Raw genomic sequence first — 25,766 nt, 5'->3', positions numbered from 1 at the left:
AAGCGCTCAATCGGCCCCGCAACCGTCAGTTACGGTTGCGGGGCCAAGTGTATGGGAATGGTCACGCAAGCGTTTGAGCAAATCCTTGAGCGTCTGGCGTTCCTGCGCGCTCAAAGGCGCGAGCAAGCGTTGTTCCACCTCGCGCGCCAGCGGCACAATCCGGTCGTGCATGGCGACACCTGCATCCGTCAGGGCCAGCAGATGCGAGCGGCCATCGCTGGTATTGGGCTTGCGGCTGGCCAGCCCGCGCTGTTCCAGCACTTTGCAGGCTCGGTTGACGGCCACCTTGTCCATCAGCGTCAGCGATGTCAGTTCGCGCTGGGTCAGCGCGCCAGTATCGCCCAGCACCGCCATCACCCGCCATTCGGTAACTTTCAGCCCGAACTGGCTGCGATACACCTCCGCAATCCGGTTACTTATCGCATTCGATGTAATCGAAATCTGATAAGGCAAGAATTCGGAAAGGACGAGCACTGGTGAACCGGTATCAGACATACGATTGGTTACTATCGAAACCGGTCTGCATGGCAAGATGCAACCTTGGCGAACAGCGATGGTAAGCGGTGATTACTCGAAACCGGGTTCATCCCACCAGGGGTAGAAGTCCGGCATGTCGGTGGTAACTTTTCCGGGAAAGTCGGGGGCGCGCTTCTCGAGGAAACTTTCGATGCCTTCGCGCGCGTCAGCACCTTTGGACAAACGGTAAATGGCGCGGCTGTCGATGCGGTGGGCCATCATCGGATGGGCTGCGGGCGAAAGCCGCCACAGCATCGCGCGCGTCATCGCAACCGAGACTGCCGAGGTGTTTTCGGCAATTTCCATCGCCAGCATGCGCGCTGCGCCCATCAGTTCATCGGCCGGATGGACGGAACGCACCAGCCCGCCGTGCAACGCTTCGGCAGCATCGAAAATGCGCCCGGTCATGCACCATTCCAGCGCCTGGCTGATCCCGACGATTTTGGGCAGGAACCAGCTCGACGCAGCCTCTGGCACGATACCGCGCCGGGCAAAGACAAAGCCGAACCGGGCGGTGTCTGATGCCAGCCGGAAATCCATCGGCAATTGCATGGTCGCGCCCACCCCTACCGCCACGCCGTTGCATGCGGAAATAAGCGGCTTGGTGCTTTGGAACAGGCGCAGTGTCAGCCGCCCTCCACCATCGCGCACGCTGTCATCCGACAGGTCGTCAACCTTGGTATCGCTGGAAAACGGCCCGCCGCCACCTTCAGGCGTCAGGTCCGCGCCAGCGCAAAAGGCGCGTTCGCCCGCGCCTGTAAAAATAATCGCCCGCACGCCATCATCGGCATCTGCCTGATCCAGCGCGTCGATCACCTCGATCATCATCTGGCCGGTATAGGCGTTCAATTTTTCCGGCCGGTTGAGAGTGATGGTGGCGACAGGTCCATCAACCTCGTAAAGGATCTGGCTATACTGGCTCATCACTCTCTCCCGATGTATTGCATGTGGTGTCAGGGCCGCTTTGTGCTGCGCGCTCCTGTGCGGCAGGGCTAGTCTGGCAGGGCTGGTCTGGCGGTTTAGGCAGGGCTGGCAGGGCCTTGATCATCAGGCCCTGCCAATCCAATCTGCTATCAGCGCGGCGCCATCCTGATGGAGCCATCCAGTCGCACATCTTCGCCGTTGAAATAGCCATTTTCGATCATGCACATGGCCAGCATGGCATATTCTTCCGGATTCCCAAGCCGTTTGGGGAAAGGAACTGACGCTGCCAGCGCTTCCTTCACCTGCGGCGGCGCTGCATTCATCAGCGGCGTATTGAAAATGCCGGGCAGGATGGTGTTCACCCGAATGCCTTCGCCCATCAGGTCCCGCGCGATCGGCAGGGTCATGCCCACAACGCCGCCCTTGGATGCGGCATAGGCGGCTTGCCCCATCTGGCCGTCTTCAGCCGCCACGCTGGCAGTGTTGACGATAGCGCCGCGTTCGCCATCTTCCATCGGGTCAAGTGTCAGCATGCCCGCGGCCGATTTGGCAATGCAGCGGAATGTGCCGACCAGATTGATCTGAATGATGAAATTGAACGCTTCGAGCGGGAAATGCTTGATCGAACCATCGGTTTTGGACCGGCTTGCTGTCTTGATGGCATTGCCGGTGCCTGCGCAATTAACCAAAATGCGTTCCTGCCCATGGGCGGCGCGCGCCTTTGCGAAACCGGCATCCACCGATGCATCATCCGTGACATTCACTTCGCAGAAAATGCCGCCAATATCTTCGGCAACCTTTTTGCCTTTTTCTTCCTGCAGATCGAAAATCGCGACCTTGGCGCCCTTGGCAGCCAGCGCCCGCGCCGTTGCTTCGCCAAGGCCCGATGCGCCGCCTGTAACCACAGCGGCCGTATTGCTATCGACATTCATAAATGAAATCCTCTCGTTAAATTCTCGATTTGTCCGGCTATCTGTCCGGCGTTTGCAGGCAGAAAGTGATTACAGCGCCTCGATGATGGTGACATTGGCAACGCCGCCGCCTTCACACATCGTCTGCAGGCCGTATTTCTTGCCCCGCGCTTTCAGCGCATGGACCAGCGTTGCCATCAGCTTGGTGCCTGATGCCCCCAATGGGTGGCCCAGCGCAATAGCGCCGCCATTGACGTTAAGCCGCTCCGGATCTGCGCCTGTATGCTTCAGCCATGCCAGCGGCACAGGGGCGAACGCCTCGTTCACTTCGTACAGATCTATATCGCCAATCGACATGCCGGCGCGCTGCAATGCACGGTCTGTGGCAAACAGGGGTTCTTCCAGCATGATGACAGGGTCACCCGCAGTGACCGTGATGTTGTGGATGCGCGCCATCGGGGTCAGCCCCTGTTCCTTCAGCACCCGTTCCGAAACGATCAGGGCCGCGCTCGACCCATCGCAGATCTGGCTGGAGGATGCAGCCGTGATGCGGCCTTTCTCACTCAGCAGCTTGACCGATGAAATGCTTTCCAGCGTGGCATCGAAGCGGATGCCTTCGTCGACAATGTGCTGCTGCTCGCCTTCCGGGGTCTGAATGGTGATCGGCACGATTTCGGCCGTAAACGCGCCGGAATTGGTCGCAGCGATGGCCCGCATGTGGCTTTCCAGCGCAAACCGGTCGAGATCGTCCTTGGTCAGGCCATGCTTGTCCACGATCATTTCCGCACCCATGAACTGGGACCACATGATGCCGGGATATTTTTCTTCCAGACCGGGCGATTTATACATCCCCAGCCCTTCCTTCATGTGGAATGTGGCGGTGGAACCCATGGGCACCCGGCTCATGCTTTCGATACCGGCGGCAATCACCACATCCTGCGTGCCCGACATTACGGCCTGCGCTGCAAACTGGATCGCCTGCTGTGATGACCCGCACTGCCGGTCAATCGTCACTGCCGGCGTGGATTGCGGCAGGGTCCTGGACGCCAGCACCGCATTACGGCCCACCTGCATGGATTGTTCGCCCGCCTGACTGACGCAGCCCATGATCACATCGTCAACCGAACCCGGGTCAATCCCCGTGCGCGTAACCAGCGCATCCAGCGACGCTGCGGCAAGATCCACCGGATGAACCCCCGCCAGACGCCCCCCGCGCCTGCCACCAGCTGTCCTTACGGCATCGACGATATAGGCAGTTGCCATCGCAATCTTCTCCCAGAGAGTTTCCGAAGTCTCAATTTGATAATCGGGTAGGGTGCGGTTTTGTGGCAGTCAAGCAAGTCGCTAAACCCGAAGCACCGCCTTGCACGGCTTGCTATTTGGCAACTTGCGGATGTAGGATCATGGCCCGCCTCCACCCTTAGAGTTTACATCGCACCCGCCATGGCCAAGAAACTTTTCGAGATTAATCCCGACCTTGACCGCCGCGGCCTGGCAGCTGAGTTTGCTGCGCATTCGCGTGTCCAGATACGCGATGTGCTTACCCTCGAAACGGCATCAGAGGTTCGCGATGTGCTAGCCTGCGCGACCCCCTGGGGCATTGCCGCGCAAGCAGGCGCGGCCGATTCCCCTGGCCCGCAGGCATTGCGCGCCGATGAAGTTGCTACCGCGACAGGAAAGAACAAAATCCAGGAACTCGCGGCAGGAAGTTTTCAAGCTGCTGGCGCGGGCGACTATGCTTTTCTTTATGGTCGCTACTCGCTTGTCGAAAATTATCTTGGAAAATGGAACGAGGGCGGGCCGCATGACCTGCTGCTCGAATATCTGAACACGCCTGAATTTATTGCGCTCGTTGCAGATGTGACTGGTCAGACCGGACTGGTTAAGGCGGACGGTAACGCGACTTTGTTTGGCCCACAGCATTTCCTTGCGCACCATATTGACAGCCACGTCGCCGAAGGCTGGCGGGTGGCTTATGTGCTGAATATGACGATCGACGAATGGAAGCCTGATTGGGGTGGCTATCTGAATTTCTTCGATGAAGAGGGCGACGTGGTTCAAGGATTCCGCCCAAGGTTCAACTCCCTCAACCTGTTTACCGTGCCACAAGCGCATGGTGTCAGCTTTGTCCCGCCATTCGCGCCTATCGGCCGCTATGCCATTTCAGGCTGGTTTAGGGACCGGTAAATTGGCAGTGAGCAAAGTTTCCGCTTCTGAATGGCGAGCACGGTCCCATGCCGCCGAACAGGCAGGGGATCTCAATGGTGCACTGGAAATTCTTGAAGAGGGAGTTGCTGCCTGGCCAGATGATGCAGCCTTGGCAAATTCCGCCGGCAACGCTGCAATGCGCTCACGCAATTTCGACTCAGCCATTCAATTCTTTGGAACTGCGGCCAAACTTCAGCCCCGATTACTCGAATTCTCGCTTAATCTGGCAATTTCTCTGTCACGAATTGCGCGATATCGCGACGCGTTGGCGGTCCTTGCGCCCTTCACCAAGGAAGGGTTTTCCGTGGCTCGATATTGTTCCGTGCGAGCACTGGCGGAGCGCGGGGCGGGCAACCTGGCCGAGGCCGGGGCGTGGTTTGAACAATGCCTCACTCTTGACCCAAAGCATGCCCGCGCTTTGCATGGCCGCGCACGACTGGCGATGCAAAGGGGGGAGCGCGATGCGGTTTCTCGCTACCAACAGGCGCTGCAAGTAACTGCCGGCGATGCAGAATTGTGGCTTGGGCAAGCTCAGGCAATGGCCATTGCAGGCGACACTGCCGAAGCGCGTAAAATCGCGGAGCTATTGATGCAGCAAGCTCCCCAATGGCTCGACGGACTGCAGTTTCTGGCGCAATTGCGACTGGCAGCAGGAGAGGCTGACTTCACGTCGCATTACACTATTGCCATGCAAAGAAGGCCGCAGGATCACAACATTCCCGCAGCGCAATGTGCAGTGCTGGCCGGGCTTGATTTCAATCGTGAAGCAGCAGAATTCGCACGAAGCGCTCGGGAAAAATTTCCGCATCTCGAGCGGTTTGCCCTGCTCGAGGCTGTCTATGCGAGCGCGGCTGGGGAAAATGAGCGGGCTCAATCGGTCTGGAACACAATTTCGCTTAAGAATAACGACGAACGAATCCATCTGGCGCGGCATCAACTGCGGCGGGGCGAAACCGATAAGGCTGCAATTCTTCTTGATCTTGTGCTGCAAGAAGATCCCACGTCAATTTCCGCCTGGGCGCTGATAAGTGTGGTGTGGCGATTAGCCGGAGATCCGCGTGAGAAATGGCTACATGAACAGCAAGGCCTTGTTGCATTTCTTCCGCTGCAAGATGCCGAAAATGTCCTGCCCCCTGCAATCGCGCAGCTTCACCGATTGCACGATACGTCAGCCCAGCCGCTTGGGCAGTCCCTGAGGGGCGGAACACAGACCGCTGCGCTACTGTTCGACCGGACAGAGCCGGAATTTGCCGCATTGCGCGACGCAATTGGTGCGACTATCCAAGATTATCAAAAAGCTCTGCCGCAATCCGATGCCACAAATCCACGCATCTGCCATCCGGTTCTGCGCTATCGCGACGTGCCATGGCACATGGCCGGCTCATGGTCAGTGCGCTTGTCGGGGGGCGCCGGCGACCGGCACGCATCGCACATTCATCCGCTGGGGATAGTGTCATCCGCATTATATTGCGAAAGCCCGCCTGATGCGGCTGCTGACCTCAACGGCGACCCGCAGGCGGGTTGGCTGGAGTTGGGCCGTCCACCACCAGATTTGGGCATAGATTTGCAACCGATAACCGCCTTCCCCCCGCGGCCTGGACACCTCGCGCTATTTCCGAGCACACTTTACCACGGAACCCGCCCGTTCACGCAAGGTCGCCGCCTGACCGTTGCTTTCGACGTTAGGCCTGAGAAGGAACCTTCATGAATAAACCTGACGAAGCGGCAGCATGGGGCGATTTTTGGGCCGCCGAATTAAAATCCACGGCTGGGTGCCTACCCTCCGGTTACCTTGGCATTGATGCGGCACAGGCGAAAAAATGGTTGGAGTTTGCAAAAACTCTTCCTGCAAAGTCCCGCTTGCTGGACCTTGCAACTGGTGACGCAAGGGTGATGCGGTGGATATTACAGGCACGCAAGGACGTGAAACCGACCGGCATCGATCGTGCGCCCCAACTCCCCATCCCGCCTAAAGGCACAAAGGTGCGCGCTGGGGTGTCGATGGAAATGCTGCCGTTCCGCGACTCTGCCTTTTCCGCCGTTACAAGCCAGTTTGGCTTCGAGTATGGCGATACTTCAAAAATATCGACAGAGATTGCACGTGTTTTGCGCCCTGATGGCCGGGTTGCTATTCTGACTCACCGGCAGGATGGACCAATTCTTGCGCATAATCTGGAACGACTAAAACAGTTGAGTTGGGTTCTGGATGATCAGAATCTGATTGAACTGGCTAAACGCAGTCTTTCTTTACGCGTCGCCGGCATTTCCGCAATTCCCGCCAAGATATCGCTAGCCCCAGAAGAAGGTGCACGTCTGTTCGGCGCAACGTCTGCTGCCTGGGAAATTGCCGAGGCCGTTCGGCAGTCCATTACGCTAGGGCAACGCGATACGGTAGCAAATGTCCGTCAGTTGCTAGATCAGATCGCGGCGAAAGCTGCAAACGAGCGAGGCCGGATCGCGTCTCTTCAAATTGCGTGCGCGCGAACGGCCGATAGTGACGGGTTTTTGCGCGAGATCTCGGATGGGGGATTGACTCAACTTAGCATCCAACCAGTCGCCGAAGCGAAATCCATACCGCCTTTCGCAGACTGGCGTATTCTGGCGCGGACGAACTGACAGCGGGCCGGGGGTTGATTGCAACCTTTCGACAGTCGCGATTTCATCGTGGAAAATTTGCTTGAATTTGTCGCATGAAAAAGGGCGGCGAACCCGAAGGTTCGCCGCCCGATTTTCAAATTGCCTCTTGGCAATCGTATTTTAGAACTTCATTTTCGCCGAAACGAAGAAGTCACGACCCAGCACGTCGAAGGTGCTTGGGTATGTGTTAGCCTGTTCCTGGTTATCCCCCAGCAACGTGCCATTATTTGTGTTCGAAACTTCGCCAGCAGCATTGAACTCTGGGCTCAATGGAAGCTTGTCGAAGATATTATTGACACCAAAGGTCAGGGTCAAATTCTCACTGGCTTCAAACGCCATCGTCAGATCGAACAGATCGTAAGCCGGGATGCGCTCAACACCATTGAAGTCCGAATAAAGAACGGAGTCATCTTCGTCTTGAACTGCACTGAGGTGACGCCACCGGATTGAAGTAGTCAGCGGACCGTCCATGAACGAGGCGCGGCTGGTCCATTTGAAGGAAGGTGTGGGTTCACCACAACGACCACCAAACTTGCCGGCACATTCTACAGTATCGTCAATACCCACAACCGGTGTCACGAAGGAACTTTCGGTCCAGGTACCAAGGAACGACAGGTTAACCCGCTGTTCGCCCGTGTCTGTGAGCAAGGAGAAGGGAATCGTCGTCGTGTAATTCGCTTCAAGATCGATACCGCTGACGCCGAGGCTCGAAATATTAGCCTGCGAAATTAATGGGGGATTGTCGACCACGATTGCACCGTCACCGTTACGAACGCCGCGGAAGGCGTCGCAGACAGGGTTTGCTGCTGCCGCAACAGTTACGAAGCAAAGGTCAAATGCACCCTGCGGGCTGCCGCCGACAGACGCGATCGCATTGTCGATCGTGATGTCGAAATAATCGGCAGTCAAAGTGAACCCTGGCAGGAAGCTAGGCTGAAGAACGATACCAGCGGTGAAGCTGTCCGAAGTTTCTTCTTCCAGATTTGGATTGCCGCCAATGAGCACTGGGACCTGGGCGTTAGGCTGAACGATCAGGCCCTGGCCGACATTACCTGCAGGAACACCAAGGGCGATACAGGCTGCACGAGTTGCAGCTACTGCACCTGTCGCAGCGTTCGCGCATGGATCAACAACACCGGGGAAGTTGATTGCCTGCCCCTGGAACAGTTCGGCGACGTTTGGCGCACGAACTGCTCGCTGATACTGACCACGAAGAGTTACGTCACGAATAGGTGAGAACTCCACGCCGCCAGCGTAGGTGTACGTTGTGCCCACAGCTTCAAGCGAATAGTCGGAAATACGACCAGCAGCGGTCAAATTCAAACGAGCCCCGCCATCGGTTTCGAAGATCGGGATGTTCAATTCGCCGAAGACTTCCTTCACGTTGTAGCTACCTGCAGTTGCATCACCGGCGTTGAAGCCGATTACGTCACCTGAAGAAAGCGCCGTGTCAGGAAGGAATTCCGACCCAACCTTGCGGTATTCTGCGCCCAATGCGAAACCAATCGGCTGTGCTGCACCAATCGCAAAATCACCAAACGTGCCGGAAATAACGGCACTGGCGACCTGTGTCGTCGAGACATCGCCATTCTGTGCCTGAATGGAAATCTGGTCGATGGAACCTTGGGAAAGCTGACCAAGACCGAAGATGTTGATTGCTGGATCAGTGCCATCAAGACCGCGCTGGAATGCAGAGCGGGAAATGTTACCCGCCTGAATGTTGGCATTACGAGTACGCGCATACATATAATATGCATCGTAATTGATGGTCTGGGTGATGTCACCGCGAACACCGCCCAATACGCGGAAGGCATTCCGCTCATCGAGGCTGTTGCGCGATCCACTTTCGATCGTACGACGGTTGATTGCCGTGCTGATAACACCCAGCTGAGCGGTCGGAAGAGCCGAAAGACCATTAGCGACGCGCTCTGCACTAGCTGCCGCTTCACGTTGGTCGATAATGTTCAGTTCGTTAATCACGGCAGCCGACAGGAACGGCGAAACTGCCGCAATGTTGACGTTGAACGTGCCGGTTACAGGCGTAGCAGCTAGTTCTTGTGCCACCCGGTTATTGACGAACGAAACTTCCGTATAGGCAGAGTGCCCATCCGAAAATTCGTAATCGGCATAGCCACCAATCAAATAGCGTTCCTGAGGAAGCTGCAAATAGTTGGCGGGCGCATAGTTGTAGGAATTGCCAGCGTTAGGTGTCGCAACGCCAGGCGTACGGAAAAGACCGTCATCAAGGACCAGGCCAGCAGCAATGTCGCGGCGGATTGCAGCTTCACCAGCGTCGGTGGTGTCACCGTCATTGTTAAGATCGATTGCATTACGCACGATCACGTTACCTGGAGCGTTTACACGACCTTGTGGCGGAGTACCGGAGCCGAAGCGCTGCAGCGGGGCGTCAAAACTCTCACCGCCCAGCGCGAAGTTGGAGAAATTCCGACCGGACTGGAAGATTGGCTCGCGGTTATAATATTCGGCGAAGACCGTTGCACTGCCGCGTCCATCGTCAAACGATGTTCCGATTGCGCCATGGACTTCGTAACGGGCGCCATCACCACGTTCAGTGATATTGTACTGGCCGCCCAGTTCGATACCATCAACCTGCTTCAGACGAAAGTTGACCACGCCAGCGAGAGCGTCGGAACCGTAAACAGCCGAAGCGCCGCCGGTTACGACATCAACCGAATCAATCAAGAACGAAGGAATCGTGTTGAGATCGACAATCTGGTTGGTGTCATAGGACATCCAGCGACGGCCGTTGACCAGAACGAGCGTACGAGGCGTACCGAGCCCGCGCAGGTTGAGCGTCGAAGCGCCAGTGCCAGGATTGTTCGAGAACGAAGTCGTGCCCGGAACAACCTGAGGAAGTGTATTGATCACATTCTCGACGTTGACCGTCCCGGAAAGCTCAAACTCTTCAGCGTTCACAACAGCTACAGGCGCAGCAGATTCAACGTTACGACGCTGAATACGCGAACCGGTTACGACGATGACATTGCCTGCGCCATTATCCGGTAAAGCCTGAAGTGCCGGCTCGTTTTCCTGATCCACGGTTTGCGCCGAGACAGGAGTTGCAATCATGGCGCCGGCCATGATGGTGCCTGCAAGAAGCGCAGACTTAGTAAAACGGTTGGACATGCCAATCCCCCTTAGGATGAGTGCCACTGCGGCGCCCATTTTGTAAAAATTGCGTATCAGGCTCTTGCCCGAACTTGGCCCATCTATGAGAGTGCAGGGGCCTCTTCAATGATATCCATGCGGCGATGGCAAATTGCTGCGGTCGGTGTGTCATTCTCGTTACAGTTGGAACCGGTCACTACCTGTGGCACTCTCTGACTGAACCGAATAGTATGTGCCTTTAAGGAATCCCCTGATGCTTCACCCAGTAATCTGCAATTTCTGCAAATGCCTGCTTTTTGGCGTAGCGCTTAGCGCGGCATCAGTAGGCTCAGCGCAAGAAGCAGCCACCCAGGTCAAGGATTTCGATACGCTGAAGTCTTGCCGCACCATCGCAGATAATGCCCGGCGGCTTGCCTGCTTTGACAGCGCCGTCAGTGTGGTGATTGCCGCGCAGGAAAGCGGAGACATCCGGATTGTAGACAAGGAGGCGGCCAAACAGACCCGGCGGCGCTTGTTTGGCTTTACATTGCCCGATATCGGCTGGTTCGGAGACGGCAAAGTGGGTGACGATCAAAAGCTGGACATGCTGGAAACCACAATCGCCAGCGTCAGCCAGACCCGCCGCAACAGCTGGACCTTCCAGACACAAGAAGGTGCAGTTTGGCAAATCAAGAACGCGCCGTCACGTTTGCGTCCGCTCCAGCCTGGCCAGACCGTGGTTTTCAAACAGGCAGCCCTCAACAGTTACTTTATCAGGATTGACGGTCAGATGGGTGTAAAAGGCACCAGGATCGGCTAACCTTCGGCACATCGACCCGCCTGCAACGTATTTGGGCTCTGGCAGGCTTTTTTGATGACCCTGCTGGTTGAGTTGAGGGCGAACTGCGTGATCAAGACAGATTTGCTGGTATCGGACCCTGACTGGATCCCGCACGGGATCGACATAAAATCGGGTATTGCGCATTTTTTGCGATTTCCGGCGAGCGCCTTTGCGGGCGAGGGATTTTTGGCCGATTACACGCCAGAGACTGCGCTCGACACTGCCACGATCTCTCTTGATGAACTAGCCGCAATGCAGCCCGAGGCCGGACCACTCCATTTCATTTTCCACACGGCTTTTTGTCGCTCGACCTTGCTAGCGCGAGTAATGAATATCGACGGTGTGGCCACTGGCATGAGCGAACCGGGAATTATTGCCAGCCTGGCCAGCGCGGGCAATGCTGGCGCCCACCTGATTGAACCATGCCTCAAATTATTGTCACGCCGCCGCACTGGGCCTGATGGCGCGGTGCAAGCGGTGTTTGTAAAACCAACCAACCATGCCAACAGTTTGATCCCGGCGTTGATGCATGCCGCACCCGACGCGAAAGCGGTGATGCTTAGCAACAGCCTTTCGGCGTTCCTTCGATCGGTCAATCGCAAGGGATTATTGGGGCGGCGATGGGCACGCAATCTTTACTTGGAAGTTCAGTCTTATGCGCCGCTAGACCTGGGCATCAGTCCCCAGGAGCATTTTTTGCTCAGCGACTTGCAGATTGCCGGCCTCGCTTGGCTGCTGCAGCGCCGCTGGTTCGAGGCCAATATGAAGGGCACTAATGGCCTGAGAATGCGCTCTCTCGATAGTGCACATTTCAATGATGCCCGCAGCGCCAGTTTGCGTGCGATTGCACAATTCACGGGTCTGGATATCGCCACTGCACAGATTGACCGCGCAGTGCGGTCGGAAATATTCCAGACCCATGCGAAACTCGGCGGAAATTACGACCTTCGAAAAAAACTCGCATCGGCAGACAGCTCAAGTCCGGTTTTCAGAGAAGAATCGGCTATGGTTGAGCAGTGGATTGGGCAGATAGCGCAGCAGGCCCAGGTGGGCGCGAACGGTAGTTTCGAAAGTCGATCCCTGATCTAGTCGCGGTTGTGCGCGACCAAATCGCGTCGCGATATGGTTTCTATGGCAATAGGACCAATGGCTCAAGAACCGTCCACTCACCGCCGTTACGTTACTTCTATTGGCCCAGAATTGTGGGGCAATCTTGCCGACAAATGGCATCAACCCACATCCCGGGGAAGCGACTGCAACAATGCAACAATGTTGCTATTTAGTCACAAACCGCAAATATCCTGTTGATCGGACTGGCGATTGGATTGAAACATGCAACAAACTACCAAGCACCACGCTACGTTCGCCTGAGCGGACACATTACCTTCTAATCCGAAGAATGTGCGAAAGAATTTGGGGGGAGCCGCAGGGCTCTCCCCTTTTTCGTGCAATCCAGGGTCAGGGTTTACCCGCTTCGATTGCTGCAAGGCTGCTGGGCGCATATGCCCAAGGTTCAAATCCCGGCTGGATGCAAAGAAGCGCTGGCGCCTCGAAGCGCAGCGCAAATGGTCTCCGCAAATTACCTCGCCTGAGAGACTTCAACCGACAGGGCGTGCCACAATCGGCCTCGCCCTTGTTTTCGCCTAGCCGAAATATGCCTTGCGGAACGGTTCGAGGTGGCTGGCGAAGCGATCAGTCTTGCCAATTGCATCAGTGCTTATGTCCGACCGGACTTGTTGTACGCTCGCCGTTCTGACCTTGCGCCGACTTTTATAAAAATCACGAGCAGCAGGTTCCATCGCCAGCCCTGCGTGACCAAGTATACGCTTTATGCAATGATCTGGCGCGGTCACCAGTTCCTCGTAAGGCACTGTCAGAATGCGTTCTGGAAACAGCGATTTCCAATGTGCGAACAACTTGTCTTCTGATTTCATCTGATGCGCAATGTCCGCCATCGACCAGCTCCATGGAACTGATGATGTGAAAAACGCCCGATAGGCAGATAATACATTATTGTCAGGCCGCCGCCGCATCCAGATAACCTTGGCATCGGGCAAGGCGTGGAGCAGCAAACCCATTACTGCCGACTGGCTCAATGTCTTGTCGACCACCATCGCATTGCCGGCAAATCGCATATTCAACATCGCCAGATAGTCATCAGCGATTTCGCCCCACGGATCACTGGTGTTCGAACGCTGTTGATATTCCAGCGCGCCAGCAAAAGAATAGTCCAGTGTTGGCAGCAAGGCGGGCTGAACAAGGTTAACCTCGGCGCCGTCCGAAACGCGCGAATGGCTCACGATGATGGATTCGACCAGTGTGGTGCCCGAGCGAGGCAGCCCATTTACGAAAATGGCGCGATTTTGAGCAGCTTTTGACGGTGTTAATCTGGCAAGCGATTCAGCCGTAAAATCTGCAATCAAAGCGTCTGTAAACCTGTCCTGCTCAGCGCGATCATATGGCTTTTCCTTACGGCGCAGGGCAGCGCCCTTCTCATAATAGGAAAATCCGCGATCAACTTCTCCAGCGTCTATCAGCGCCTTTGCCATCCCGTAATAGAACCGCGCCTGTGTCAGGATATCGACGCTGTGAATCTGATTTTCAATCGACGCCATTGCCGCCAGGTCTGGATCGCCTTTGGTAAATGTCTTTATCATCGCCAATGCGAACCAGCCTTGCGGAGAGCCGGGTGCCATTTTCAAGGATTGGCGCATCAGTGCCTCTGCCGCGTCGAAATCCCCGCTCTCGCTTGCAATTGTGCCGCGAAAATGGAGGACAGCGGGGTGGTTCTGCACAGCGGACGGCAGCCCGTCCACCAAACGCAACGCTTCTTCCGATCGGCCCACCTGCGCCAGTGCCCCGCAACGGAACAAAATCCGTTCGAGCGTCTTCGGCTCTGTGATGGCGAACCTGCGGGAGGCTTCCAATCCAAGATCTATTTCACCAATCTTGCTGGCAAGCTTGTGCACATTTGCCCACCGTTCCCCCGTTGGTCCAGCACCGCTTAATTCACCGGCAATAGGCTTGGCTGCTTCACGGCGCTCACCTTTGCCAAGCAAGGCAATGGCTTCCAGGATACGGGATTTCTGACCAGACATGCTCCGCCTTGATCATCGGCAAGACGCTTGTCAAAAGCAGCAAAGAGCGGAGTCTACGGCCAGCATAGGAATGGGCAAATTGTTCCATGTGCGGACGAAGGGGGGAAATTCGTCCGAACTGTCGCAGATCAAAGCAAGGAGAGACTGCACCAGCCGCAGTATGGTGAGAGGCGATGTCGTAACCGGATATTTCGGTGACGCACACGACTGTGGCTTGTGCGCAACATACGCTCCACAAAGTCCGGCGACTCATTTAATTTCAATTGCGACGACACTGCTGGTCCCTCATTCGATGGAATAACAATATCATCGCGCATTCGGCGCAACGATATATGTTTCTGTAATCGAAAAGAACTGATGCCGGGTCGCGCCGGCCATCAAGAGGGACTGGACCTTAGATGAAAAAGACTTTCACCATGATGAGCAATGGCAAAGGGCGCCTGTTTGCAGGCGCTGGCCTCGCTGCTCTGTCGTTTGCAGCATTTGCTGCGCCTGCCTACGCGCAGGATGCCACCGATGAAGAAACGCAAACCACTACCGTCGTTGAAGATCCCGCAACCAGCGGCGCGATTGTTGTAACCGGTTCGCGTATCCGTCGTGACGAATACACGACCGCTGAGCCTATTACGGTCATTAGCGCAGAAGAAATCACGCAGGCTGGCTTCAACAGCGCGACTGACGCATTGCAGAGCAATGCTGTCACGCAGGGCGCAGGCCAGATTAACAATGCTTACGGCGGTTTCGTTACCGACGGCGGCACCGGTGCCAACACTCTGGGTCTTCGCGGCCTCGGACCATCCAGAACTCTTGTTCTGCTGAACGGTCGCCGCCTCGCTCCAGGCGGTACGCGCGGTTCAGTTCTCGCCGCCGACCTTAACGTGCTGCCAACGGCCATTATTGACCGGATCGAAGTGCTGAAAGCCGGCTCCTCATCCATCTACGGTTCGGACGCGATTGCCGGCGTTGTCAATATTCTCACCGATCAGAAACTGCGCGGCCTGAATATCGATATGCAGGTAAACGTCCCTGAAGTGGGCGCTGGCGTCGATTCGCGTGTTGCCGCATCTTTCGGGTTCCAGGCTGATCGTCTCAGCGTGATTGGCTCGGTTGAATATCGCAAGCGCAACAAGCTGGCCCGTAACGATGTATCCTTCTTCGATTGCCCAGTTGGCGGTTTTCTCGATGGAGAAGGCAGCGAATTTGGCTCCGGCGATTCTGTTGGCTTTGACGGCTCGCCATGCTTCACGCTCGATAATGGCGGCGTCACCATCAATACTCTCGGCGCGCCAACACGCGATGCCGTGAGCCGTACAACGGGTGCTATTGGCCGCTTCAACCGCTTCGTGCCAGCACCAGGCCAGACAGCCGGACCGTTCCCTGGCTTCCAGGGTGTAGACTTTTACAGTCGTGACACTTTCGATCCGATCCAGGAAGAAGAGCCGCTGATTACGGCAGCTGAAATCTATACCGGTTATGTGTCGGCCAATTACGAGCTCGGTTCGCTCGGCAATGCGGAGATCTACGCTGAGCTGCTCGGCACCCGTCGCAACTCGTCGTCACCTCTTTATCGCCAGCTGTCGCTTGATTACGTAACCGGCAGCCCATTGCTTCCTGCCAGCTTGCGCGATGGCCGTTTCCTTAACCCGAACACGACCTCCAACGGCAAGATTGTCGCAGCGCGGGCTTTCATCGGCTACGGCCTGACAGAATCCGAACAGCAGGTTGACTACGTTCGTGCTTCTGGCGGCATCCGCGGGGACTTCTTCCTCTCTGACTGGCGTTATGATGCATATGTCGGCAAGTCCTGGAATGACGGCTCTTATGCTATTGAATCATTCCTGACCGACCGTCTGGCTTCGTCCTTGGACGTGGTCCAAAATGCTAACGGCACGTTCAGCTGCGCAACACAGGCAATCAATCCAAATTGCGTTGCTGCGCCAGCACTTAGCGCTGCTGTCATCGGCGGTAACCTTCCGCAGGCATTCCGTGACTATATCGTCGTGAATACGGTTGGTGAAACCCAGTTCCGTGAAACGACCTTTGCATTCAACATCGATGGTCCACTCTTTGAAATGCCTGGTGGTACTGCCCAGCTGGCGCTGGGTGTTGAATATCGCAAGCAAAGCATCAACGATCAGCCAGATCCGAATTCGATCAATGGCAATCTCTATGGCCTGACTGCCGGTACTCCAACGGTTGGCAGTGATAACGTCAAAGAAGTCTTCGGCGAACTCTTCGTCCCGATCCTTGCAGATGTGCCGTTCTTCTACCGTTTGAATGCTACTGGTTCGGTTCGTTACACCGACTACGCATCTTACGGCTCGGACGTCACATACAAGATCGGCGGCGAGTGGGAGCCCATTCGTGGGGTCGCATTCCGCGGCAGCTATGGCACATCTTACCGTGCGCCAGCGTTGGCTGAACAGTTCCTGGGCGCAACAAGCGGTTTCCTTGGCTCTGGCTCTGACCCATGTGACGACCTTCCTGCTGCAGGTGCGCAGTCACCAACCGAACAGATTACCGCGCGCAATTGTGCATCCATCGGTATCCCTGTCGGTTTCGTTCAGACAAGTGGCATCAGCGTATTCCGCGTTGGTGGCGCAGAAGCAGGATTGGCCGCAGAAACTTCGAAGAACTGGTCCGTCGGTGTTGTGGTGAGCCCACCACTGCCCGAAGCCATCGGCAGGTTCTCGGCTTCGCTTGATTACTTTGACATCAAGGTAAGCAACGGCGTGTCAGATCTTGCTGGCGGAACCATTCTTAGCCGCTGCTACAGCGATCCGAATTTCGATCCTAACGCAGGTTTCTGCCGGTTCGTAACGCGTGATCCAAACCAGCGTCTGGAAGTGGTCAGCAGCTACGTGAACCTCTCGGAAGACATCGTGAAGGGCTTTGAAGCAAATGCCCGCTATTCACGTGACATCTTCGGTGGCCGCATGGTGTTGAACGCGAATGTCACAAAGTACACCGAGCAATCGTCGCGTCTGTTCCCGGAAGAGTTCCTGAGCGACGCAAATGGTATCGTTACGCAGCCTGACTGGGTTGGTAATTTCGATCTCACCTTCGGGCTCGAAAACGTAACGTTCCGTTATGGTCTTGACTGGACTGACGGCGATCGCAACAAGACGTATGACTTCTTCGCGTTTGACGAGCAGACCGGCACTATTGATCCAGATCTGGTTCAATCTTACCGCGACTCTTTCTACCTCGAAACCAACGATTATTTCCTTCACTCTGCTTCGGTTCAGTTTGACGTAGATAATTTTGAATTCACAATGGGTGTACGCAATCTCCTCAACACTGCTCCTCCGCAGATTACTGCGGTTGGGTTCAGCACGGTTGGGAACGCGCCATTGTACTCTGGCTATGATTATCGTGGCCGGACATTCTTTGCGAATGCCAACTTCTCTTTCTGATCAAGAGAGCCAAACAAGAAAGGGCCCCGGGAAACCGGGGCCCTTTTTGTTGGTGGCGAAGAATTAGAAGGTAATGGTCAGGTGATGACCATCTTCAACTCCCCATCCCCTTCGTCGATGTGGACGTTGCTGCCATCGGGGACTTCGCCTGCCAGCAGCTTCTCTGCCAGCGGATCCTGCAAATAGCGCTGCACCGCGCGTTTGAGCGGCCTTGCTCCATAGACAGGGTCATAGCCAACCCGGCCAAGCCACCGGCGCGCTTCATCTGTCAGGTCCAGCATGATTTTCCGGTCTTTGAGCAGCTTCTGCACCCGCAGGACCTGAATATCGACAATCGGGGCCATATGTTCCTGCCCCAGACGGTGGAACAGGATGATTTCGTCCAGGCGGTTCAGGAACTCTGGCCTGAAATGGCCGCGCACCACGTCCATTACCTGCGGTTCCACTTCCTCGACCTTCTGGCCTTCCTCAAGATTGGTCAGATACTGGCTGCCGAGGTTGGATGTCAGGATGATCAGCGTGTTGGAAAAGTCCACCACCCTGCCCTGCCCATCGGTCAGGCGCCCGTCGTCGAGCACCTGAAGCAGCACATTGAACACGTCATTATGGGCTTTTTCCACCTCGTCGAACAGCACCACCTGATAGGGCCTGCGCCGCACGGCTTCGGTCAGCACACCGCCTTCTTCATAACCGACATAGCCCGGAGGCGCGCCGATCAGGCGGGCGACAGCGTGTTTTTCCATAAATTCGCTCATGTCGATACGCACCATCGCAGTATCATCATCGAACAGGAATTCCGCCAGCGCCTTGGTCAGTTCGGTCTTGCCGACACCGGTGGGGCCGAGGAACAGGAATGAACCCAATGGCCGGTTCGGGTCTTGCAACCCTGCCCGCGCACGGCGAACAGCCTTGGACACAGCGTTAACCGCCTGTTCCTGGCCAATCACCCGCTTGCCGATGACCTGTTCCATTTTCAACAGTTTGTCGCGTTCGCCCTGCATCATCCGGTCGACCGGCACGCCGGTCCATTTGCTGACGACAGCGGCAATGTCATCTTCGGTGACTTCTTCCCGCAGCATGGCGTTTTCATTGCTGCCTTCAGCTTCGGCCAGCGCCTTTTCCAGCTGCGGTATGCTGCCGTAGGAAAGCTCGCCCGCCTTTGCCAGATCGCCTTCGCGCTGGGCTTGTTCCAGCTCCAGCCGGGCGTGGTCAAGCTGTTCCTTGATCTTGCCTTCAGCAGCAATCTTGTCGCGCTCGTTCTGCCAGCGCGTGGTCAGCTCAGATGATTGCTGTTCCAGATTGGCCAGTTCTTCGCGCAAGGCCACCAGCCGGTCTTTCGAGGCATCGTCCTTTTCCTTGCCAAGCGCGGATTCCTCGATCTTGAGCTGGATGATACGGCGGTCCAGCCCTTCGATTTCTTCGGGCTTGGATTCCACTTCCATGCGGATCCGGCTGGCCGCTTCGTCCATCAGGTCGATGGCCTTGTCCGGCAGAAAACGGTTGGAGATATAGCGGTTGGACAATTGGGCCGCTGCCACCAGGGCGCCATCGGCAATCCGCACGCCGTGGTGCAGTTCGTATTTATCCTTGATCCCGCGCAGGATGGAAATCGTATCTTCCACGCTGGGTTCTTCGATATAGACGGGCTGGAACCGGCGCTGCAACGCCGGGTCTTTTTCAACATATTTCTGATATTCATCCAGCGTAGTCGCGCCGATGCAATGCAATTCGCCGCGCGACAGTGCCGGTTTCAGCAAATTGCTGGCGTCCATCGATCCTTCAGACGCGCCTGCCCCGATGAGAGTGTGCATTTCGTCAATAAACAGGATGATCTGGCCATCAGCGCCCTTCACTTCATCCAGCACCGCTTTCAGCCGTTCTTCGAATTCACCGCGATATTTGGCGCCGGCAATCAACGCGCCCATGTCGAGCGACATCAGCGTGCGGCCATTCAGGCTGTCCGGCACATCGCCATTTGCAATGCGCAGGGCCAACCCTTCGGCAATGGCGGTCTTGCCCGTTCCCGGTTCGCCAATCAGCGCCGGGTTGTTCTTGGTCCGGCGGGCGAGGATCTGCACTGTCCGGCGGATTTCCTCGTCGCGGCCAATCACTGGATCCAGCTTGCCGTCACGCGCAGCCTGCGTCAGATCGCGGGCATATTTCTTCATCGCGTCATAGGCGTTTTCCGCGCTGGCACTATCGGCCGTTCGCCCGCCGCGCAGATCATTGATGGCCTTGTTGAGCGCGGGCGCATTCACATTGGCAGCTTTCAGCGCCTTGCCCGCATCGGTGGTGGTGGCCAGCGCCAGCGCGACCAGCAACCGTTCCACGGTAACATAGGAATCGCCCGCTTTTTCCGCGATCTGCTCTGCCTGATCGAGCAAGCGCACCGTGTCATTATCAAGCCCCGGCGTTTGCTGCGCGCCGCCGCCCGACACGGCGGGAATTTTCGCCAGTTGCGCGTCGACTTCGGTCACCGCAATCTTCGGGTCGCCGCCGGAACGCTGGATCAGACCAGCGGCCATGCCTTCTTCGTCTTCCAGCAGGGCTTTGAGCAGATGGGACGGGCTGATGCGCTGATGGTTGTTTCTGATGGCAACAGTCTGGGCAGACTGAAGGAAGCCCTTGGCGCGATCGGTAAATTTTTCCAGGTTCATGAGAAATCCCTAAAAATAGTCCTGCCGGATATGGTGTGGCATCACCGCAACACAAGAACTGCCACCACCATAGGTGTGTTAGTGATATATAGGGGTGATGTTATCGCCGTCACAAGATCATGCAGCCAAAATCGTGATTTACCATTGATCCAGATCAATTTTCGGCAGCGACCACGCGGTCTTGCGTCGCGGGCCTATCCAGCCCCTCCAACCTGCCGCCCTAACCCTTTGGCACTTCACGCCGTTGCCAAAGGAAGCTAGTCCGTTAGCCGAGAGGATTACCGGATGAAAAAATGGGTGGCCCGTCTGGGCTGGGCAACGCTTGGCCTGCTGATTGTATCGTTGATCGGCCTGATGGTGTGGGAACCGCTGGTGGCGGAGCCGGGCGAAGCGCCTGCACCGCGCATCTATACCGCTGAAATCATCCGCGATGAATTTGGTGTCCCCCATATTTACGGCAAGACCGACGCAGATGCCGCCTATGGCATCGCTGTTGCCCATGCCCAGGATGACTTTTTTACTCTGCAGGATGTTATCGCGATGAGCCGGGGCCGGTATGGCGCGGTTGCCGGCGAAGAAGGCGCAGCAGTTGACTATGTCTATCATCTGCTGGACGCGCGCGGCACAGCGCAGCGCCAGTTCAAGGGCTTGCCGGCCGATACGCGCGCGCTGTTCGATGCCTATGCATCCGGCCTCAACAGTTTTGCGGCTGACCATCCGGGCGAAGTGAAGCTGGACAATCTTTTCCCCGTCAATGGCGAGGATGTCGCCGCGGGATTTGCGCTGCGCCAGCCGTTCTTCTTTGGGCTAAACAATGTCATCGAACCGCTGGTTTCCAACACACCGTTGGCACCGGAATTTGGGCCGGCAATCGGCCCGCAACCCGCCAATGCGCCCAATGTCACGGCTGCTGCCGAAGCGCCGCTTGGCAACCCCGGTCCGCTTCCGTCGGGCGAAGAAGCAGCCATGTCAGGGTCCAATGCCTTTGCAATTGCGCCGGAAAAATCAGGCGACGGGGTGACCCGGCTGGTGTCCAACAGCCACCAGCCATGGCGCGGCGGCGTGGCATGGTACGAACTGGTGGTCGAAAGCGGCGAAGGCTGGCATTTTGCAGGGGCCAATTTCCCCGGCAGCCCCTTTCCTTTCCTCGGTCATAATGAAAACCTCGGCTGGACCAATACGGTCAACCGGCCCGACATGGTCGATATTTACAAGCTGGAAATGGACGCCAGTGGAACGCGCTACCGGCTGGATGGCAAATGGCTGCCGCTGGAAGAAACCAGCTTCACCCTGCCGGTCAAACTTGGCCCGCTGGTGCTGCCCGTGCCCAGAACCGTCTATCGCAGCCGGCATGGCCCGGTCATCATCAATGACAGCGGCGCTTATGCCTTCCGTTACGGCGGGATCGACAATCTGGGCCAGCTTGATGCCTATTACCGGCTGAACAAGGCCAAGAATTTCGCCGAATGGCAGGCCATTCTGGCGCGAATGGATATTCCTTCGACCAACTTCATCTATGCCGACCGCGAAGGCAATATCGGATATTTCTACAATGCCGCCATGCCGGACCGTAAAGTGGGGCCTGACTGGCGCAATGTGCTGCCCGGCAATGACAGTTCCCTTATTTGGGATGGTCCGGTCAGCTTTGATGACATCCCTCAAATCGTGAACCCGGCATCGGGCTGGCTATTCAACGCGAATAATTCGCCCTTTTCTGCCGCCGGCCCAGGCAGTGACCTGTCCCCAGCCGACTTCGCACCGGAAATGGGTGTGGAATTGAAAACCACCAACCGCGCTGCACGGGCGGCCAAGCTGATGGCTGCTGCGGGCAAGATTGACCGCGCCACGCTGGAACGCATCAAATATGACACGGCCTATGAACGGGAGGGTTATGTTGCGCGGATGCTGGACGGCGTTGCCGCGCTCGATCTGGCCGATGCGCCAGACCTTGCAAAGGCGCAGACATTGCTGGGCCAGTGGGATCTGACGTCTGATAATGTCGGCCGTGCAGATGCGCTGGCGCTGCTGATGATCCGCCCTTTCATGAGCGCGGAATATCAGAACAAGCCGGAACCTGCACCGCGCGCTGCATTGCAGGACGCGGTGGTTCATCTCCAGACCCATTTCGGCCGGATTGATCCGCCCATGGCCGATCTGCTGCGGTTGCGGCAGGGCGATGTTGACCTGCCGCTGGATGGGGGCAGCGATACGCTGCGCGCCTCCACCTTGTGGGATGTGGATGATGATGGGCGCCTGTCCGTGCGCCATGGCGACAGTTTCCTGATGTTCATGGAATGGGGGCCGGGCCAAAAGGTGCAGTCCCAGTCGATCATGCCATATGGCGCGGCCACCACACGGGCGGATAGTGCGCATTTTGCCGATCAGGCTCGGCTGTTTGTCGAACACAAGCTGAAACCTGTCCATTTCTGGCGGGCAGATGTGCTGGCCAACACGGCAAGCCGGACAGTCGTTTCCAACCGCTGATACCACTCCATCAACTGACAGGTTTTTCGCATGCGTAATATCATGATTTCGGCTCTTCTGGGCGTCAGCCTGACTGCCTGTGCCGCGCCTCTGGCACAGAACCGCGTTGCACAAATCCCGGCTGGCCAAATCTCGGCTGGCCAGCAGCCCGCTGCCGATGCAGCGCAACCTGCATCGCTGGCACAGCTGGTGGCGGCGGTGGACATTCCCTACCAGACGTTCACCCTGGAAAACGGCCTCACCACGATCGTCCATACAGACCGCAAGGCCCCTATTGTCGGGGTGACAGTCTATTACCGCGTCGGCGCCAAGCACGAACCGCGCGGACGGACCGGCTTTGCCCATCTGTTCGAACATCTGATGTTTGGCGGCAGCGAGAATGTCGAGAATTTCGACATCCCGCTGGAAGGTGCCGGGTCCACTTCCACCAACGGCAGCACGGATGCAGACCGGACCAATTACGTGGAAACGGTGCCAACAGGCGCGTTAGACCTTGCCTTGTTCATGGAAAGTGACCGGATGGGCCATTTGCTCGGCGCTGTCACACAGGACAAGCTGGATAAGCAGCGCGGCGTGGTTCAGAATGAGAAACGTCAGGGCGACAACCAGCCTTATGGGCTGGCTTTTTACGCACTTCAGGATGGGCTGTTTCCGGTCGGCCACCCCTATCGCCATTCCACCATAGGTTCGATGGCAGATCTTGACGCTGCCAGCATCGCCGATGTGCGCGCATGGTTCATCGATAATTACGGACCAAACAACGTTGTCTTGGCCCTGAGCGGCGATATTGATGCCGACACCGCGCGCCCGATGGTGCAGCGCTGGTTTGGCGCAATCCCGCGCGGACCGGAAGTTGTCCAGAAGCCAGCTGCGCCCGTTACATTGCCGCAGCCGGTCAGCCGGGAAATGACCGATCAGGTGCCCGTCACCCGCATTTTCCGCAGCTGGAGCGGCCCTGCCCTGACCGATCCTGATTCTGTCGCACTTGATGCCGGAATGAGCGTTCTGGGCGGTCTTGCCAGTTCGCGGCTGGATAATATTCTGGTGCGCGAAGAACAGCTGGCCGTATCGGTCAGCGCATTTGCGTGGCGGCAGGAACAGCTTTCCGTGCTTGCCGCGACCATGGATGTGAAGCCCGGCGTGGACCGCGGGCGTGCCGAAGCCCGGCTGGATGAAATTATCGCCGATTTCATCAAGACCGGCCCCACGGCAGACGAATTGCGCCGCGCCGCCACGCAGGGTGTCTCCACCCAGATCGGCGCGCTGGAACAGGTCGGCGGATTTTCCGGCAAAGGCGCAACTCTGGCAGAAGGGCTGCTATATGCGGGCAACCCGGCGCAATATAAGACGGATCTGCAACTGCTGGCGGCGCTGACCCCGGCGCAGGTGCAATCAGCCATGAGCCGCTGGCTGACGCGCCCTGCCTATAGCCTGGCAATCGTTCCGGGCGAACGCACCGAAGATGGCGCCACCATGGGCGGCTGGGGCGATGAAGATACCGCCGCGCCCCCGGCGCCCGATGCCAAGGCCGCCCCGCCTGCGCTGAAAACCGGCCCGGCCCGCGCATTTCCGCCCGTTGCGCCCGTGGCAGATCTTGATTTCCCGACGGTCGAACGCGCCCAGTTGACCAATGGTATTACAGTGGCGCTGGCCCGCAGAACTGCTGTGCCAAAAGTGCTGGTCAGCCTGAATTTCGATGCCGGCATTGCGGCTGACGCGCTGGATACACCCGGCACCCAGTCAACCATGCTGGCGTTGCTGGAAGAAGGCACAACCAGCCGCAGCGCAATCGAGATCGCAGAGGAACAGGAACGCCTCGGGGCATCTGTTTCGGCTAGCGCATCGCTCGACACATCCTCTATCACCTTGTCCGCCCTGTCGGCCAATCTCGCGCCATCGCTCGACCTGATGGCCGATGTGGTGCGCAACCCGGCCTTTGCCGAAGCCGACGTTGCCCGGGTACGCGATCAGCGTCTGGCGGCCTTGTCGCAGGTTCTGGCATCACCGCGCGGCCTTGCCAGCCGGGCAATGGCGCCCATCCTGTTTGGCCCCGATACGCCGTATGGCCAGTCGTCTGACGGGTTGGGTGATCGCGCGTCGCTGGCGGCAACCACATCGCAATCATTGCGCGCGGCCCATGGCAAATGGTTGCGCCCCAGCATGGCGTCGATCACTGTGGTGGGTGATGTGACGATGGAACGCCTGCTGCCGCTGCTGGATGGCGCATTTGGCCAATGGCGGGACAACCGCATGGCGGCCCCGGTCAAGGCTCGGGATGCGGCCATCCCCGCCCCCCGCCCGCGCATAGTGCTGATTGATCGGCCCAATTCACCGCAATCTGTCATCATGGCCGGACGCGTACTGCCGATGACCGGACGCGACGGCGATACAGAAGCACTGGAACTGGCCAATGAAGTGCTGGGCGATGGCTTCCTGTCCCGCCTCAACATGAACCTGCGTGAGGACAAGGGTTGGAGCTACGGGGTCCGCAGCATGATTACGGCGCCAGTCGGCCCGCGCAGCTTCGCCATGACCGCGCCGGTGCAATCTGACCGCACGGGCGATGCCATCAGGCTGCTGATCGAAGAACTGGACGCCTTTCCATCTGGCAAGCCGGTCGATTCGCAGGAATTGAACCGGGTAACGGACGGCAATATTCGCGGTCTTCCCAATCGCTTTGAAACAAACGCGCAAGTGCTCGGTGCCATTCTTGCCAACCAGCGCCTTGGCCGGCCCGACAATTACTACAGCACGCTGGCCAGCCGCTACAGGTCGCTCGACGCTACGGCGCTGGATAATGCCGCACGGGCAAACCTTGGCTCAAAAGACCTGACATTCGTCATAGTCGGTGACCGGTCTGTCGTTGAACCGCAATTGGCGGGGATCAACTTGCCCGTTGAAATCATTATGCCGGTTGACAGCAACACCGCTGACGACTGAATTGCACACATCACCCAACAGGAGAA

15 protein-coding genes are annotated in these 25,766 nt (G+C 57.3%); 8 read left to right on the top strand and 7 right to left on the bottom strand.

The features are described 5' to 3' along the window. Positions 1–6 precede the first annotated feature (6 nt). The 4 genes from GRI44_RS01465 to GRI44_RS01450 form a co-directional block, all read right to left on the bottom strand. On the bottom strand, positions 7–495 hold the full coding sequence (locus tag GRI44_RS01465; RefSeq protein WP_160599593.1) for a MarR family winged helix-turn-helix transcriptional regulator: 489 nt from the start codon (positions 493–495) through the stop codon (positions 7–9). A gap of 72 nt (positions 496–567) precedes the next feature. Further along, entirely contained in the window at positions 568–1,440 is an 873-nt protein-coding gene (locus GRI44_RS01460) for a crotonase/enoyl-CoA hydratase family protein (protein ID WP_160599591.1), read from the bottom strand. Positions 1,441–1,589: 149 nt separating this feature from the next. Next, entirely contained in the window at positions 1,590–2,372 is a 783-nt protein-coding gene (locus GRI44_RS01455; protein WP_160599589.1) for an SDR family NAD(P)-dependent oxidoreductase, read from the bottom strand. A gap of 69 nt (positions 2,373–2,441) precedes the next feature. After that, positions 2,442–3,614 (bottom strand): acetyl-CoA C-acetyltransferase, encoded by a 1,173-nt coding sequence (locus GRI44_RS01450; RefSeq protein WP_160599587.1) that lies wholly within the window; start codon positions 3,612–3,614, stop codon positions 2,442–2,444. A 180-nt stretch (positions 3,615–3,794) separates the two neighbouring features. Between GRI44_RS01450 and GRI44_RS01445 the strand changes: the two genes are divergently transcribed. The 3 genes from GRI44_RS01445 to GRI44_RS01435 are packed head-to-tail and all read left to right on the top strand — an operon-like array spanning position 3,795 to position 7,175. Next, positions 3,795–4,538, top strand: coding sequence for a 2OG-Fe(II) oxygenase (locus GRI44_RS01445; RefSeq protein ID WP_160599585.1), 744 nt, complete (start codon positions 3,795–3,797; stop codon positions 4,536–4,538). Positions 4,539–4,545: 7 nt separating this feature from the next. Next, the gene (locus GRI44_RS14040; protein ID WP_332872326.1) at positions 4,546–6,267 is read left to right on the top strand and encodes a 2OG-Fe(II) oxygenase family protein; all 1,722 of its coding nucleotides are present in this window, start codon (positions 4,546–4,548) and stop codon (positions 6,265–6,267) included. Continuing rightward, on the top strand, positions 6,264–7,175 hold the full coding sequence (locus GRI44_RS01435) for a class I SAM-dependent methyltransferase (RefSeq protein WP_160599581.1): 912 nt from the start codon (positions 6,264–6,266) through the stop codon (positions 7,173–7,175). Before GRI44_RS14040 ends, GRI44_RS01435 begins: the two co-directional genes overlap by 4 nt. 141 nt (positions 7,176–7,316) lie before the next feature. Here GRI44_RS01435 and GRI44_RS01430 read toward each other — a convergent pair whose 3' ends face one another. Then, entirely contained in the window at positions 7,317–10,343 is a 3,027-nt protein-coding gene (locus GRI44_RS01430) for a TonB-dependent receptor domain-containing protein (protein ID WP_160599579.1), read from the bottom strand. Between the two features lie 235 nt (positions 10,344–10,578). On the opposite strand from GRI44_RS01430, the gene GRI44_RS01425 reads away from it, so the two are divergent. Together GRI44_RS01425 and GRI44_RS01420 are read left to right on the top strand one after the other, a co-directional pair. Beyond that, positions 10,579–11,124 carry a hypothetical protein gene (locus GRI44_RS01425; protein ID WP_160599577.1) on the top strand — a complete coding sequence of 182 codons (546 nt, stop codon included), beginning with the start codon at positions 10,579–10,581 and terminating at the stop codon, positions 11,122–11,124. Between the two features lie 54 nt (positions 11,125–11,178). Beyond that, positions 11,179–12,234 (top strand): hypothetical protein, encoded by a 1,056-nt coding sequence (locus tag GRI44_RS01420; RefSeq protein WP_160599575.1) that lies wholly within the window; start codon positions 11,179–11,181, stop codon positions 12,232–12,234. A 554-nt stretch (positions 12,235–12,788) separates the two neighbouring features. Here GRI44_RS01420 and GRI44_RS01415 read toward each other — a convergent pair. Beyond that, a complete protein-coding gene (locus GRI44_RS01415; protein WP_160599573.1) occupies positions 12,789–14,243 on the bottom strand; it encodes a tetratricopeptide repeat-containing sulfotransferase family protein in 1,455 nt (484 codons plus the stop codon). Between the two features lie 398 nt (positions 14,244–14,641). On the opposite strand from GRI44_RS01415, the gene GRI44_RS01410 reads away from it, so the two are divergent. Next, on the top strand, positions 14,642–17,659 hold the full coding sequence (locus tag GRI44_RS01410; RefSeq protein ID WP_232842943.1) for a TonB-dependent receptor domain-containing protein: 3,018 nt from the start codon (positions 14,642–14,644) through the stop codon (positions 17,657–17,659). 77 nt (positions 17,660–17,736) lie between these two features. Here the strand turns inward: GRI44_RS01410 and clpB are convergent, their stop codons facing one another. Then, on the bottom strand, positions 17,737–20,316 hold the full coding sequence (gene clpB, locus GRI44_RS01405; RefSeq protein ID WP_160599571.1) for an ATP-dependent chaperone ClpB: 2,580 nt from the start codon (positions 20,314–20,316) through the stop codon (positions 17,737–17,739). A 285-nt stretch (positions 20,317–20,601) separates the two neighbouring features. Here clpB and GRI44_RS01400 point away from each other — a divergent pair, with 285 nt between their 5' ends. Together GRI44_RS01400 and GRI44_RS01395 are read left to right on the top strand one after the other, a co-directional pair. Continuing rightward, positions 20,602–22,800: an acylase gene (locus GRI44_RS01400; protein ID WP_160599569.1), complete on the top strand. Its 2,199-nt coding sequence runs from the start codon at positions 20,602–20,604 to the stop codon at positions 22,798–22,800. 30 nt (positions 22,801–22,830) lie between these two features. After that, a complete protein-coding gene (locus GRI44_RS01395; protein ID WP_160599567.1) occupies positions 22,831–25,740 on the top strand; it encodes a M16 family metallopeptidase in 2,910 nt (969 codons plus the stop codon). The last annotated feature ends 26 nt before the right edge of the window (positions 25,741–25,766 follow it).

This window comes from Allopontixanthobacter confluentis, assembly GCF_009827615.1.
GTDB lineage: Bacteria > Pseudomonadota > Alphaproteobacteria > Sphingomonadales > Sphingomonadaceae > Allopontixanthobacter > Allopontixanthobacter confluentis.
This window is presented reverse-complemented; position numbering and strand designations above follow the sequence as displayed.